We start from the raw sequence: 14945 nt of genomic DNA, 5'->3' as shown, positions 1-14945 counted from the left end.
TCCTGCAAATTACTATGTCACAACGATTGATCCACCGTCACCAATTGATTGTCTAACAAACGTGCACGTCCTAGCCAAGCAGCGACTAGAATCATCAAATTCTCATTTTCTGCATTAAAAGTTACAGTATCATTAGTGAGAGACTCTAGCGTATCGGTTTTAATGTCTAAATAATCAATAATGAAGCCAGCATCCGTAATACGCTGATCCGTTTCTGCTAGCAACGACTGAACGGCTTGTTGGCTCTGTTCGCCTCTCTCTAACTGCTTTGCTAAATATTGTAGCGCTTGATGGATGACAGGTGCTGCCTCACGCTCAGTAGCACTTAAATATTGGTTACGCGATGAGAGCGCCAAACCATCTGCAGCGCGGACAATAGGTGCCCCTATAATTTCAATGGGATAACTTAAATCACGTACCAATTGCTTAATAATCGCTAATTGCTGATAATCTTTTTGTCCAAAAACAGCCATATCCGGTTGTACGATATTGAACAGTTTAGAGACAACAATACCAACACCGTCAAAATGCCCAGGGCGTGATTGACCACATAATTGAGTGGTAATAGCACCTGCAAGAACGGAGGTCGGTGGCGGTAAGACTGGGTACATCTCTTCAATACTGGGCGCAAACACATAATCAGTATCGACCGTTGCTAGCTTTGCGACATCCTCATCAAGCGTGCGAGGATAACTATCAAAATCCTCTCCCTCGCCAAATTGAGTAGGGTTGACAAAAATACTAACCACCACGATATCAGCATGTTGCTTGGCTATTTTTACTAATTCAAGATGACCGGCATGCAGATTGCCCATCGTTGGCACTAAAGCGATACGCTGTGGGCCATCTTGATTGTCATTTTTTTGTCCACGATAAGACTGTAAAGCCGTACGCAATGCGGAGATATGATGATGAATGATTGGCATGGTTAACTATTCTTCTACTGATAATCGTAAAAACTAAAATATTAGCTAAACTGGTGCTGCTCGGTTGGAAAACTGCCTTTACGTACTGACTGCTGGTAAAGGGCAAATGCGCCTTCGATACTGTGCGCGCTATTACGCTTATCGGTCAAAAAGTCATGAATAAAGCGCGGGACACGGCCGTGCGTCATACCTAGCATGTCATGCATGACCAACACTTGACCATCCGTATCTGCACCAGCACCAATCCCAATAACTGGTACTGCGACGGCTTCCGTCACTACTTTTGCAAGCTCAGCAGGTACGCACTCCAACACTAGCAGCGCAGCACCTGCCGCAACGACTGCTTTCGCATCAGCAAGCAATTTATCAGCCGCTTCGTCACCACGACCTTGGATTTTATAACCACCAAACACATTGACTGATTGCGGTGTTAATCCTAAATGCACACAAGTAGGCGTCCCTGCTTGCGCCAAAGTCGTGATTAAATCGCAAAGCTCACTACCGCCTTCAATCTTAATCACATGCGCGCCCGCCTGCATCAGCTGGCGACTATTGGCAACCGCTTCTGGCAGGGTTACATAGCTCATAAACGGCAAGTCAGCCAAAATCAGCGCGTGTTTATTGCTACGGGCAATATTGGCCGTATGGTAAGCCATGTCATTGACAGTCACGGGTAACGTTGAGTCATGACCCTGCACCACCATGCCCAAACTGTCACCGATTAAAATGGTATCAATCTCTGCTTTTTCCATCATTCGTGCAAACATCGAGTCATAGCACGTTAAGCAAGTGAACTTGGTGCCGTCTTTTTTGAATTTTTTTAAAGTAGATAACGTCGTCATATGATCCTCGATTAACCTTTAGCTGTCTCTAGCTATTATTCTGATTGTGATCAAAACTTTTAGCAATCGTTTGTTATAGGTGATTCACCTTAAAAGAGGTAAGCGTTTTCACTCTTTTATAGTAGATTGGCTACAGTAATTTTAAGCCTGTCCAATCTTTGCTAGGCGGATAGTCATCTATCGACTTGCTAGCAATGATAAGCGCTGGAGCTAACTCTCGCAGTGGTAATAAGACAAAATTACGCTCAAACAATCCAGCGTGCGGTACGGTTAATTGTGGCTCAGTGATTTGCGCCTCACCGTATAACAAAATATCGACATCCAAACTACGCTCACCCCAACGCCGTATTCGTGCACGCTTAGCCTCTTTTTCTAACTGTTGACAGTAAGCAAGCAACTCAAAAGGCGGCAATATCGTCTCAAACTCAGCGACGGCATTAACAAAATCAGGCTGATCTTGCGGTCCCATAGGCGCTGAAGCATAAAACGAAGAAACACGAACCGCACGTATTTGCTTATGCTCTTGCATCGCTGCGATTGCCTGCTGCAAATGTTCTACTGGTGAACCCAAGTCGTTAGACAAATTGCTACCCAAACCTACGTAGCAGGTTACCCAATTCGCGTTGCCCGCATCATTAGTAATATTAGACATTGTCAGTACTAGGTTGGCGACGGCGACGTTTCGATGGGATAGGGCCTTTATTGTCATTTACACTACTCATACCAACATTGCCGTTAGCAGCTTGGCTGGTTTTAGCAGACTTTGCTTCTGTCGTTTTGGCTGGTTTTTTAGCCGGAATCTCTGTTTTATCAGTAGGCTGGGCTGCTGGCTTAGGTGCTTTTTTTGCATACTTTGCTGCAGCTTTAACATCGTTGTTAGTCGTTACTTGCATCTCTGTGTTACTAGCAAGATTTATACTCTCTACACTCGGCTGACGACGGCGACGCTTATGAGGTATCGGCTCGTTATTCATACTGACGAGCGCAGGCGATCTTGCTACCGAACGAGCCACAGATGAAGGCGTAACCTTTGACTGTGTTGCTTTTGGCTGCTGAGCTTGATTTGAGCGATCAGGCTTACTGTCAGCCTTACTATAAGAGTTAGCATCAGAACTGACATCCTGATTTTTTAGCGCTTTCTCAGTTAATACACTCTTATGGGCAGGTTTTTTCTGCGCCGCCCCTTGACGACTATCAGGTTTATCACCATTTGATAGCTGCTTCTGCAATGGCGGCACGACTTTTTCGTGCTCAATTACAAAAAGTGGTGCAGGCTTGGAATGATGGCGTTTATTTGCCGCTTGGTTACTGCTATTGGCAAGGGATAGCTGTCGTAACTGAGCAAGCTCATGGCTGTCTTGACTTACTTGCTGCGATTCATAGTGCTTGTTGTTATTGCCACCAGATTGCTTAACAGAGGCTGATTGACTGACAGCGCGGCGACGACGTGCTGGAATATTTGACGGGTCATTTACCATATTCTTATCATTCCTACCCTGCTCAGCAGTATCATTGGCTTTGCTGTGCTTGGTATTTTTTTGATGAGATATTGAGTGATCGATGCTATTTGACTCTGAATTTTGATGATTACGCCCACGGCTACGCTGCGCTTGTTGGCCTTTTTTATAGGCACCGCGACGAATATTTTCATCAAAATCATCAATGGCTTGCTGCTGCTCTCGTTCAGACAATGTCTGATAGGTCTGCCACCAATCGCCCATACCATTGGTCGACTCTGATAACGGATGCTCAGCATCACCGCATTGCTCACGCAATAATAAAAAGTCAAAACCTGCGCGAAAACGTGGATGCTCAGAGAGTTGGACGATTTGTTTGCTACGCGGGGCTGCAAGTCTTGGCTGCAGTATCCAGATATCACGGATAAACTGCTCTGCAAATTTAGGAATCGCGGTCTTGATACGTTGACGATCAATCACTTTACCAGCGGCGTGCATTTGCGCTTCAGCAAACGGCATATTGCGCTTCTTGGCTTTTGCCAACTGATGCAGATAGTTTTCCCATAATAGCGCGGCATAAAAGAACGCCGGATTGATGCTTTTGCCAGCAGCAATACGTTTGTCGGTATTAATAGCGACTTGATTGACCAGTGCACTCGGCTCAGATGGTGGATAGATAATTAAGCTATCAATCGCCCCTGACTCAAACAATAGCGGCAATAATGGCACCAGATAACCACCGGTAAACATTTTCTGGGTTTCATCATAGAGACGATGCGGTGATATTTGCTCAAGCAATGCCCAGTTGCCATCATGAAACTGATCGGCTAACTCGTCATCAAACTCAAAACCGAGCTTGGCTTTGAAACGTAAAGCACGCAACAAACGGACTGGATCTTCTTCGATACGCACGGGCGCATGGCCGAGCAGTCGAATGATTTTATTATCAATGTCGTCAAGCGCACCGCAAAAATCATGAACCACACCTTTAAGTGGTTGATAATAAAGCGCATTAATAGAGAAATCGCGACGAGAGAAGTCTTGTTTGATATCACCCCAAACATTATCACGCAGGATCATACCGTCTTGATTGGTATTAGCATCATTGATTGGTGGACCACGGAAGGTAGCAACCTCAATCAACTCACGGCCTGAATACACGTGCGCCAACTGAAAGCGGCGACCGATAATGCGGCAGCGCTTGCCAAAGACGTCTTTGATCTCATGCGGCTTGGCATCAGTGACAGCGTCAAAGTCTTTTGGACGTAAACCCAATAAGGTATCACGCACGCCGCCACCGACGATATAGGCATCAAACCCAGCTCGGTTTAAGGTGGCAATCACTTCAGTAATGGAATTGGGTAATTCAGATTTATTCAGTTCTAACTGCTTGGCGGCACGCTCGGCCATGCATCTACTCCTCGCCGGTATTCTTTAACCACCCCTGATGAACACAGCGTTTATCAGGCGGATGTACCTGCTAGTTTAACAAATTTTGCGCCTAGTAGGTGTGTTATGACTGATACTTACGTGCTATTTTGTCAATATTAGGATTAATTAAAGCAAAATACTGCCCTTAATCTTGTACGCGTAAACGTCCTCGATTTTTCTCAACCGTTTTTGCACCGATACCTTTGACCTTTGCTAACTCATCCACTGTCTTAAAATCACCAAACATCTCACGATATAAAATAATTGCTTGGGCTTTGCTGCTGCCGATACCGTTTAATGAAACGAGCGCGCCTTCACTAGCACGATTGATATTAATGATGGCTTGGTCACGTACCTGTATTTTGGCACTTTCTTGCGCCAATAGATATTCATAAGCCCTTTGAGGATTATCAAAACAAGGCGCAGCTTGAACACTGTTCAACATAAAAACCGCCAATATTAGACTGAAAACAGCCATATTGACCAAGCTAACAAACGAGGCCGTATGATAAGCGTTCATGACGATCGTTCATGTTGTTTCGCCGCTTCCCATAACGCATCCATCTCGTTAATATCACTATCCTCTAAACGCTTGCCAGCCGCAGCTAACTGTTCTTCAATATAACCAAAACGTGATTTGAATTTATGCACACACGTTAAGGTGGCTGCTTCTGCATCAAGATTGAGTTTGCGCGCCACATTGACCAGCGCAAACATACAATCACCCAGCTCTTTTTCAATATCGCTAATATTGGCTTTGCTTGTGTTATATTCAGCAACATCTTTTGATTTATCTATCAATTCAGCCTTTAACTCGGCAATCTCTTCATCTAGCTTATCAAAAGCACCGCTAACGCCTTCCCAGTCAAACCCTAACTTTGACGCCTGTTTTTGTACATCTTGCGCTTGCATGAGCGCACTGCCCGCTTTGGTATTGTCTAAACGACGTTTTGGTTTGCCTCGTGCCTCGCGCGCTTGCTGCTCCTCTGCTTTAATCTCATTCCAACGAGCTTTTACCGCCGTGTCATCTTCAAGGGTTTCAGCCTCAAACACATGCGGATGACGACGAATGAGCTTTTCTTGTAAAGTAGTAATAACGTCACTCATATCAAAGCGACCTTGCTCAGCATACATTTGACAATGAAACACCACTTGCAGCAGCACATCGCCTAGCTCGCCTTTGATATCTTCATCGTCATCGCTTTGTACCGCTTCGCCCAGCTCATAAGCCTCTTCGATCGCATAAGGAATTAGGCTGTGATTGGTCTGTTTTTTATCCCACGGACAATCAAAACGTAGCCGTGCCATCAACGCCAATAAATCGTCTAATTCACCACTAGCAGTTGGCGTTCCTTGTGCTGGTGTAGGCGCTACTATTTTATTGTCGAGAGTATTCATAAGGGAGGCTCTTATATTTTTGCTTATCGTTCAATTTAGCAGTTAGTGTATCATTGAACCTTGATTGGCTTATAATTGTGCTATCTACTTTATTATTTTATCATTGCACACGCGCAAGGAATTTTATCATTATGTCTACGTCTGCGACCATTCGTTATCAGCCAGAAACTGCATTTAATCCCATTATTATTGATTCATTTAAAGCTTATGATATTCGCGGCGAGCTTGGGGTAAATCTAAACGAAGCCATTGCTTACCGTATTGGTCGTGCTTTTGCACAGATTTTATTTCAGCGTTATGGTGCGGCGGTTGAGGCTCATGACAATGATATGGTAAATCTAAAACCTGCCATCGTTATTGGTAGTGACATTCGCCATTCAAGCGAGCAATTAAAACAAGCGACCATCGCTGGTATTATAGATGCTGGTGTCGATGTGATTGACTTGGGCATGAGCGGTACAGAAGAGGTCTATTTTGCCACCAGTTATTATCAGGCCTTGGGTGGTATTGAGGTCACAGCCAGTCATAACCCTATTAACTATAACGGCTTAAAATTGGTTAAGGAACATTCAAAGCCGATCAGTGCTGATGATGGTTTGGCAGAGATTCAAGCATTGGCAGAGTCTGGGAAATTTATCACTAAAAACCGATCAGGAACGTTGCAATTATTAACTGATAAAAGCGCTTATATCAATCATGTCATGACTTTTATTGATACCGATAAGCTCAAATCGCTTAAATTAGTGATTAACTCAGGCAATGGCAGTGCGGGACCCGTAGTTGACTTGTTGATTGAAAAGCTTGCACAAGCTGGTGCGCCAATTGAAGTGATTAAACTGCATCATACACCAAATGGTAGCTTCCCCAATGGCATCCCCAACCCTATGATTGAAGCCAATCGAGTGGCGACTCAGCAAGCTGTTTTGGAAAATAAAGCCGACCTTGGCATTGCCTTTGATGGCGACTTTGACCGCTGCTTTTTATTCGATGAACATGGTGAATTTATTGATGGCAGTTACATCGTCGGCATGCTTGCCCAAGCATTTTTGAATAAGTACCCAAATGAGTCAATCGTCTACGATCCACGGGTCATTTACAATACTGAAGCCGTGATTAAAGAACATAACGGTAAGGCTGTCATCAGTAAATCTGGACATTCATTTATTAAGCAAGTCATGCGTGACTCTGGCGCGGTTTATGGCGGCGAGATGTCTGCCCACCACTATTTCCGTGACTTTTTCTATTGCGATAGCGGCATGATTCCATGGCTGCTCACCATTGAGCTGTTGTCTGTCACTGGTAAGACTTTATCAGAATTGGTTACTGGCTATATTCAAGCCTATCCAAGTTCAGGCGAGCTTAATTTTCGACTCACAACAAATGGTGCGCCAACTATTATTAGCGCTATTGAGGAAAAATTTAGCAGCGAAAATCCCACCAAATCGACGCTCGATGGCTTAAGTCTTAACTTCAGAGAGTGGCGTTTTAACTTGCGCGCATCGAATACCGAGCCACTAATCAGGCTTAATATCGAAAGTCGTGGTAACGAAGATTTGCTCAAAGTCAAAATACAAGAGATTCAGCAATGGCTTGCTAGCCAAGGTGCTGTACCAGCGTAAACGAATACGATTTAATATAAGTGATTTCGACTAAAAATCAAAAAAGCTCGCTGATAATTATCAACGAGCTTTTTTAGTAACTGAAAAACTTGAATCTTGAATAACGCTATTTAGACCGACCAATACCCATATAATCGCCTACTAAGCTATTTATTTGTAATCGAGTCAGAGCATTTTGTGCATCAAATACTGGCATCGCGTGTTGATTAAGCTTGGCAATATCTAGTTGATCTTGTGGCGACCAACTAATGATAAAAATCGCCTGTGCGGCACTTAGCTGCTGATAAGGATTATTAATCAATTTCAGTAATGATTGCTGCTGATAAAGCATGGCAAGTTCATCTTGTGCTTTATCGCTATACACTAAAGTACGAATATTATAAGACCATAATAACGTTAGTAATGGATGTATGGCTGAGCCTGCGGTACGTCCTGAACCTGATTTATAACTACCGCCCCAAATCATCACCGTTTTATTGTCAATAAAGCCATCAAAATATTGCCAGAATTTGCGGAATATCAGCTCTTTTTGGTCTTCGTTGATGTGCATGACTGACTGTAATAGCGGCATATCTAAACTGTGCGTTTGGCTGGACTGCTGTAACTTAGCCAGTTCAGTGGGTAGTGTGTTACCACCAAAGCCCCAGCCTGCTTGTAGATAGCTGCTACCAACGCGTTCATCTAGCCCCATGATACGGCTAACTTGTTTGATATCAACCTGTTGACTGTCCGCCAAGCGTGACATCTCATTCATAAAACTCACTCGCGTCGCCAGCATCGCCATGATACTGCTACGGGTAAACTCTATCGTTGCGATATCAGCGTGATGAGCGGCACGCGCATGCTGCATTAACGGCTTTAATACTTCTAGATGCTGGCTACTGTTGGCTGTTTTTTCACCAAGTAACCATAGTGAAGGACTTAGCATTGAGCTATAAACCTCACCGTCTTGCAAGAATACAAACGGCACATAATAGACCCACGCGCGCTGCAAATTTTGCGCCAGTGCTGAGACAACCCCTAGTTTCTCAGTGCCACTTATAATCACGGGTAACGATTGCTGATGGCTGTGGTTGAAGGCGGTAATCCAGCTGGCTTCTGCCCATGCTGGCTTGATACTGTCTAAAAACAACCAATAAAGCGCAACGGTGCTTTGGTCGTCAATCTCATTGCTCTCATTAATGTGACGACTGTCACTAAAATTTGTCGTTTCATAATATTGTATTAACGTGTCAGCGCTAGCTGGTAATGCTGTACTGATAATAACCTGCTGCTGCTCATACATTTGCCACAGTGCTTGCAAATGATGCTCAAAGCCGTATTGCTGTATTTGCTGCGTCAATAGCTCAATATCTGCATAAAGATGCACGCGATGACCGAGACTTGCCAGCACCACGGCGCTAGTAATGGCCTCAATACTATGACCAATAAGCACACAAACTTGCTTGCTTGCAGTGCTTTGTGGTTTAGATTCATGCGTATATTTAGGTGTATTGTCATTTATAGAAACAGCGCTCATGCGTTCACCTTTAATAATTATTGACTTAGTAGCAAAACGATCAAGACAACTGCTGAATATGTTTTAACAGCTGGTTAGTGGAGCTGTCAAACTGACTCTCACTTGCTTGCTGCATGGCTTGATGTACAGACTCCGCCATTTGCTTACCCATCTCGACGCCCCATTGATCAAACGGGTTAATATCCCAAATGCTGGCCATGACATAGACTTTATGCTCATAAAGCGCAATCAGCGCTCCCAAACTGTGCGGCGTCAGCTCATCGATTAGCAATGTCGTTGACGGCTGATTGCCACGGTAATATTTGTATTTATCAGCGGCAGAAGCTACTTGAACCTCAGACTCTTGGATTGCGGCATTACCAAAAGCCAGCACTCGGCTCTGTGCTAGACAATTGGCTAAAGACAGTTCATGCTGCTGCTGTAATGGCGCGTTTTGCGATTGACCACTATAGCGGCGCACACAAGCAATAAAGTCACAAGACACTTGCTGTGTGCCTTGATGTAGCAACTGATAAAAGGCATGCTGCGCGTTAGAGCCAATCTCGCCCCACAGAATCGGACAGGTATCATAATCAATATGATCACCGTGCTGGGTGACCGATTTACCATTACTCTCCATCTCAAGCTGGGTTAAGTAGCTTGGTAAATAGCTGAGACGACCATCATAGGGCAATACTGTATGGGCATTCACCTGTAAAAAGGTACTGTTCCAAACAGCCAGTAGCCCCAATAATACGGGCACGTTTTCTGCAAAATCAGCCTGAGCAAAGTGCTGATCCATACTATGCGCACCAGCTAATAACGCTTTAAACCCAGCCATACCAATACGAATAGCAATCGCCAGTCCTATCGCCGACCATAAAGAAAAACGCCCACCAACCCATTCCCAAAGCTGTAGCTGATGCTCAGAATGAATACCCCAAGCACTCATTTTTTCGCTATTAGCAGATATACCAATAAAGTGGCGGCGTAGCACACTGTCTTCAGTACCTGCACGCAGCTTGGCAGTGGCAAGCAGCCATGACAATGCTGTTTTAGCATTAGATAACGTATCAACCGTACCAAATGATTTGGACGAAATAATAAACAAGGTGGTCTCAGGATTGAGGTGCTTGAGCAAATTATCAAGCTGAGTACCGTCCATATTAGAGACGAAATGTACTTCAATGTCGGTATCTGCCCACTCATCTAGCGCGGTCGTCGCCATAAGCGGCCCAAGGTCAGAGCCACCAACACCAATATTGACCACATCCGTGATGGCTTTACCAGAAAATCCGCGCCATGTACCACTACGGACACGTTCAGATAAACGTGCTACTTGAGACAGACTATCATGCACATCAGCGACGACATTTTGCCCATCAACGTCTAGTTTGGCAGACTCTGGCAATCGTAGTGCTGTATGCAAGGCAGCACGCTCCTCGCTAGTATTGACCATCGCACCTTGCATAAGTGCATCAATCCTTGTGGGCAATTCACAGCTTTCTGCTAGCTGCAAAAGACTTGCCAGTACCTGTTCATCAATACATTGCTTGCTATAGTCCATATATAGTGCACCAACTTGAGTGCTAAAACGACTCGTGCGCTCAGTATCTTGCGTAAATAGTTTATCCAGCGACCATGGCTGTGCCGCTAATTCTTGCAATTGCTGCCAGTACTTAGAATTTCGAGCACTACTATACTTGTTATTATCTTTCGTATCGCTCATTGATTACTCTTCATTTGCTAATTGCTGCTCGGCAAAATAGATAAATGCTTGCATATAGGAGCGCATATCGCCTGCATCATAGCTGTCGCCGCGCATGGTCGTGACATTCACGCCGTATTCACTAATCAGTGCATCAATAGCATCGGTCAGCTGAATTTCACCACCGACCGAGGCTTTGGTATTGGCCAAATAATCAAAGATATGATTGCTAAACACATAGCGACCAACGACTGCTAACTTAGAAGGAGCATCGGCTAAGTTGGGCTTTTCTATAAATCCCGCGACTTTAAAGCTGGCATTTATGTCTATTTGATTATCAATATTGCTGGTATCACTCAGCTTAGCAATACCATATTTATGCACATCTTCATCAGCAACGTTATCCACCAATATCTGTGAATGGTTGTCTTCAGCAAAAGCATCAATCATAAAGGCTAAGTTATCAGCAGCCATGTCGCCCGTAAAAGGATCGAGTACCACATCTGGAAGCAATACGGCAAAATCATGCTCACCAATAATGGGGCGAGCCGCGAGTACCGCATGACCTAAGCCTAACGCCTTGCCTTGACGTATCATCGATACGGTCACGTCATCTGGCAGCCAGTTTAAGCTATCGGCTAGCTCATCTTTACCTTTGTGACGCAGCTGATTGTCCAGCTCGGCATTGATATCGAAGTAGTTTTCAATCGCGCTCTTTTGTGCATGACCAACCAAGACAATATGCTTAATACCAGCAGCAATCGCCTCTTCAACCACATAATGAATAGCAGGCCGATTGCCAAGTGGTAACAGTTCTTTTGGCACGGATTTAGATAGCGGTAGCATACGGGTGCCAAAGCCAGCAACAGGGATAACGGCGTGGGTGATTTTGTTCATACCTCAAAAATCCTATTAGCTTAATATTTATCGTTAGTATGTAATAAAGAGTTTTATTTAGAGTTCATATCAAAGCTTACTCAATACTATATGTGTGGCTAAGTTTTCTTTTAAATTCAGCATATCTACTTGAATGCTATCTGGTATTCCAACAAATAAAGCTTGTGGAGCATTTGCTTGTTTTTCGACACTAGGCATAACCAAACACGCTTTTTGATGAAGTTTGTCTATATGCCATAGTCGCCATGCTTCCCAATAGTCTAAACGAGCCAGCGCTGCTGTACGATTATAAATACCAAATTGCTCTGATGTCATTAGGGAGTTAGGGCGATGACTGGCGATGGTTAACGGTTTTTTGATGACTACAATGCTTTCATTGCCATATATTAGCTTTAAGCGTTCAAAGAACTCACTATCAGCACCCGTTCTTACGATATGCCACAAACCACTCTCTTGTTTAACTGTTTGCAAACGAAACATAGGCGAAGCTGGGTTTTGACGCAGAAAGGGATATATTTGACGTACATAATATTGACCATCATGATCTAATCTCAACCAATGGGATGTCGTGGCAATGATACTAGCGTCTTCTATCAATGGCCGCACTTGCTCTGCTATTTTTTGTGGATGTGCCCAATCATCAGAATCTTGACAGGTTAAAAATTCACCTGTCGCATATTGTGCACCAATGCTTTTGGCAGCAAATGTACCTGTATTTTTTGGTAGAGAAATAACTTTTATAGCGGTATTGTGAGCACTTAGGTGCTGCAAACGCAGTAAGGTATCATCGGTACTGGCATCATCAACCACTATTATTTCTAAATCTTGCCATGTCTGCTGTAGTAGGCTATGAATACAGCTATCTATCGTTTCGCTGGCATTATAAGTAGTGATCATAACGGTCACTTTATGCAGCTGATTATTATCTTGTAACTTTTTCTGCTGCTCTACTGCACTTAAATTGGTTACCATGAATTGCTGATGCTCATCGAACAGTTGTATATGACTAAGCTGATGATGAGTAAAAATTTGATTTAAATTGGAAAGCTTAGCCAGTGGCATATGAAGTGCTATATTATTGTAGAGACATCTTTTATCTGTATACTCATTATCTGCTTGGTATGATAAAAAACTACTTAAATAATTATTGATGTTAGTATCTAGTGGGTAATACTGCTGTAAAAGCGCAATATATAGCCCCTGATAATAGGATATATCTAACATACCTGACTTTTCTTTCTGCGCTTTTAAAAAATTAAATATCATTTCAGGATAGAAGGATATTATTTCTTTAATAAATTCATTATGAAACTGGCGGTAGCGTTTACGATATAAGATATGCTCTATATGGCTTTTAGCCATATTTTCGGTTAAGTTTCGACGCTTAATATTGGCTATAGTAGACACTAATGTATGCCTTGGCGTCTTTACTAGTAACCATGACGATTTTTTTGAAATAGTACTATACAAGCCTAAGCGCGCTGCATACCAACGTCGCTTAGCACTAATATAGCGTATCCTAGGGCTTAAAGTTGCTAGCGCATGAGCAAACTGCTTGTCTCTAACGTAGGTAAAGTATTTCAAATTTAAGCCTAATTAATAGTCTGAACCTGATAGATCTGGCGTATACATTTTATCTAAGCTATCTTCTAATTCTTCTGAGATACGATTGGCTACTATAACGTCTGACCTACTTTTAAAAATATCTAAGTCATTAATCATATTACAACCTAAGAAGTTATCTTCATCAGGCTTAAGCTCATAAATAATGACAGTAGTACCTAATAGCTTTAAATGTTTGATAATACCTTGAATCGCTAAAGCACGGAAATTATAAGAGCCCGCTTTCATTATTAAACGATAAATACCAACGACCTTTGGATTACTCGACACTATATCATTAGCGATAAATTCTTTACAAGTATCGTTTGATGGAACCACAGCTTGTATTAAATTCTGCGGTACATTTTCATAATTAACCAATAGCTGCTACGTATCATTAGGTAGACAGTAACCACCATGACCAAAGGAGGGATTGTTATAAAAATCTCCTATCCTTGGATCTAAACAAACGCCTTTGATGATTTGCTCAGTATCTAAACCATGCACAACTGCATAAGTATCAAGCTCATTAAAGTAAGAGACGCGCAGAGCAAGATAAGTATTGGCAAATAACTTGATAGCTTCTGCTTCAACGCTATTGGTGAATAAAATATCAATGTCTTCTTTAACTGCACAGGCTGCAGCCCGCTCTGACTGCTAACCAACGATAATATGTGAGGGATACAGCTTATCATACAGTGCTTTACCTTCTCGCAGAAACTCAGGAGCTAAGATAAGGTTATCTATGCCGAGCTTCCTCTTCATTTTTTGCGTAAAGCCAACTGGAATAGTAGATTTTATGATAATAAGAGTACCAGCATTAACTGCCAATACGTCGTTGATTACTGCCTCGACGCTACGATATCAAAAGAGTTGGTATCTGTATCATAGTTCGTAGAAGTTGCTATTAATACATAATCAGCATCTGTATAAGCTTGTACCTTATCTGTCGCCGCAAATAAATCCAACTCTTTACGAACTAGAAAGTTTTCTATTTCTTTGTCATCGATAAGCGACTGTCGCTGATTAGTTCTATTGATTTTATTTTCGTTAATATCTAAAGCTATCACTGTATGCTGTTGTGCAAGTAACAAAGCATTCGATAGACCAACGTACCCTGTACCTACGATAGTTATTTTTTTCATATTTATTAGACTTATTACAAAATTCACAGTATAAGATAGAGATTAAACAATACTGTAAATAACTCCCTTATAAGATTATAACACTGTCGTTAATAACAACATAGTAATCTGAACCTAACGACAGACGATACCACAAGTTTCTCTAATAAGTCTGGCCATATTCTTGCTGGCTAGTATTATTCAATTAATACCCTAGATGAGCAATACTACAGCGTTTCTTGATTTCATTGTAAGAGAATTGAGCTGTAAGATCACTTCTCTTACAGCATTTTTTCCAGTCATTAACACCTCGATTTCTCCCGTCTTAATAACTTGATAGTTCAGCATCTAATTCATAATACTCTCTGATTATCATAAATAAATGCTGCTTTTTAACTTATTAACCGCCCCGGTATTGTCGGAGACTTAATATTCTGAGAGAG

11 protein-coding genes and 1 pseudogene are annotated in these 14945 nt (G+C 42.7%); 1 reads left to right on the top strand and 11 read right to left on the bottom strand.

Annotation, left to right across the window (positions count from 1 at the left end; genetic code table 11):
• Window positions 1-17 precede the first annotated feature (17 nt).
• From panC to mazG, 6 genes are all read right to left on the bottom strand, one after another.
• Window positions 18-926 carry a pantoate--beta-alanine ligase gene (gene panC / locus JMY05_RS11860; RefSeq protein ID WP_045443146.1) on the bottom strand — a complete coding sequence of 303 codons (909 nt, stop codon included), beginning with the start codon at window positions 924-926 and terminating at the stop codon, window positions 18-20.
• Window positions 927-967: 41 nt separating this feature from the next.
• A complete protein-coding gene (gene panB / locus JMY05_RS11855; protein ID WP_045443143.1) occupies window positions 968-1768 on the bottom strand; it encodes a 3-methyl-2-oxobutanoate hydroxymethyltransferase in 801 nt (266 codons plus the stop codon).
• Window positions 1769-1898: 130 nt separating this feature from the next.
• Complete coding sequence (folK, locus tag JMY05_RS11850) at window positions 1899-2420, bottom strand: 2-amino-4-hydroxy-6-hydroxymethyldihydropteridine diphosphokinase (protein ID WP_055123645.1); 522 nt, start codon at window positions 2418-2420, stop codon at window positions 1899-1901.
• Window positions 2413-4635 (bottom strand): polynucleotide adenylyltransferase PcnB, encoded by a 2223-nt coding sequence (pcnB, locus tag JMY05_RS11845; protein ID WP_201615205.1) that lies wholly within the window; start codon window positions 4633-4635, stop codon window positions 2413-2415. The genes folK and pcnB overlap by 8 nt, the downstream gene beginning before the upstream one ends.
• A gap of 166 nt (window positions 4636-4801) precedes the next feature.
• Window positions 4802-5101, bottom strand: a complete 300-nt coding sequence (locus JMY05_RS11840) for a ComEA family DNA-binding protein (RefSeq protein WP_227678179.1) — start codon at window positions 5099-5101, stop codon at window positions 4802-4804.
• Window positions 5102-5172: 71 nt separating this feature from the next.
• Window positions 5173-6054 (bottom strand): nucleoside triphosphate pyrophosphohydrolase, encoded by an 882-nt coding sequence (mazG, locus tag JMY05_RS11835; protein WP_045443137.1) that lies wholly within the window; start codon window positions 6052-6054, stop codon window positions 5173-5175.
• A 131-nt stretch (window positions 6055-6185) separates the two neighbouring features.
• On the opposite strand from mazG, the gene JMY05_RS11830 reads away from it, so the two are divergent.
• Window positions 6186-7673, top strand: coding sequence for a phosphomannomutase CpsG (locus JMY05_RS11830; RefSeq protein ID WP_227678178.1), 1488 nt, complete (start codon window positions 6186-6188; stop codon window positions 7671-7673).
• A gap of 106 nt (window positions 7674-7779) precedes the next feature.
• On the opposite strand, the gene JMY05_RS11825 is transcribed toward JMY05_RS11830, so the two are convergent.
• The 5 genes and pseudogenes from JMY05_RS11825 to JMY05_RS11805 all read right to left on the bottom strand — a co-directional run bounded on the left by JMY05_RS11825 (window position 7780) and on the right by JMY05_RS11805 (window position 14523).
• Window positions 7780-9192 carry a UDP-glucose/GDP-mannose dehydrogenase family protein gene (locus JMY05_RS11825; RefSeq protein ID WP_201615203.1) on the bottom strand — a complete coding sequence of 471 codons (1413 nt, stop codon included), beginning with the start codon at window positions 9190-9192 and terminating at the stop codon, window positions 7780-7782.
• 40 nt (window positions 9193-9232) lie between these two features.
• Window positions 9233-10900: a glucose-6-phosphate isomerase gene (gene pgi / locus JMY05_RS11820; protein WP_045443131.1), complete on the bottom strand. Its 1668-nt coding sequence runs from the start codon at window positions 10898-10900 to the stop codon at window positions 9233-9235.
• A 3-nt stretch (window positions 10901-10903) separates the two neighbouring features.
• Entirely contained in the window at window positions 10904-11776 is an 873-nt protein-coding gene (locus JMY05_RS11815) for a UTP--glucose-1-phosphate uridylyltransferase (RefSeq protein WP_045443128.1), read from the bottom strand.
• Window positions 11777-11845: 69 nt separating this feature from the next.
• Window positions 11846-13183, bottom strand: coding sequence for a glycosyltransferase family 2 protein (locus JMY05_RS11810; RefSeq protein ID WP_201615201.1), 1338 nt, complete (start codon window positions 13181-13183; stop codon window positions 11846-11848).
• A gap of 189 nt (window positions 13184-13372) precedes the next feature.
• A pseudogene (locus tag JMY05_RS11805) lies at window positions 13373-14523 on the bottom strand (nucleotide sugar dehydrogenase).
• Window positions 14524-14945 lie beyond the last annotated feature (422 nt).

The sequence above is a fragment of the Psychrobacter sp. JCM 18902 genome (assembly GCF_904846615.1).
Classification (GTDB): Bacteria; Pseudomonadota; Gammaproteobacteria; order Pseudomonadales; family Moraxellaceae; genus Psychrobacter.
The sequence above is the reverse complement of the archived record's forward strand: the minus strand, read 5'-3'. Positions and strand labels throughout refer to the sequence as shown.

Bases quoted from the DNA above. Each gene is read 5' to 3' on its own strand.
- panC (WP_045443146.1), bottom strand. From the start codon at position 926: ATGCCAATCATTCATCATCATATCTCCGCATTGCGTACGGCTTTACAG.
- panB (WP_045443143.1), bottom strand. From the start codon at position 1,768: ATGACGACGTTATCTACTTTAAAAAAATTCAAAAAAGACGGCACCAAG.
- folK (WP_055123645.1), bottom strand. From the start codon at position 2,420: ATGTCTAATATTACTAATGATGCGGGCAACGCGAATTGGGTAACCTGC.
- pcnB (WP_201615205.1), bottom strand. From the start codon at position 4,635: ATGGCCGAGCGTGCCGCCAAGCAGTTAGAACTGAATAAATCTGAATTA.
- JMY05_RS11840 (WP_227678179.1), bottom strand. From the start codon at position 5,101: ATGTTGAACAGTGTTCAAGCTGCGCCTTGTTTTGATAATCCTCAAAGG.
- mazG (WP_045443137.1), bottom strand. From the start codon at position 6,054: ATGAATACTCTCGACAATAAAATAGTAGCGCCTACACCAGCACAAGGA.
- JMY05_RS11830 (WP_227678178.1), top strand. From the start codon at position 6,186: ATGTCTACGTCTGCGACCATTCGTTATCAGCCAGAAACTGCATTTAAT.
- JMY05_RS11825 (WP_201615203.1), bottom strand. From the start codon at position 9,192: ATGAGCGCTGTTTCTATAAATGACAATACACCTAAATATACGCATGAA.
- pgi (WP_045443131.1), bottom strand. From the start codon at position 10,900: ATGAGCGATACGAAAGATAATAACAAGTATAGTAGTGCTCGAAATTCT.
- JMY05_RS11815 (WP_045443128.1), bottom strand. From the start codon at position 11,776: ATGAACAAAATCACCCACGCCGTTATCCCTGTTGCTGGCTTTGGCACC.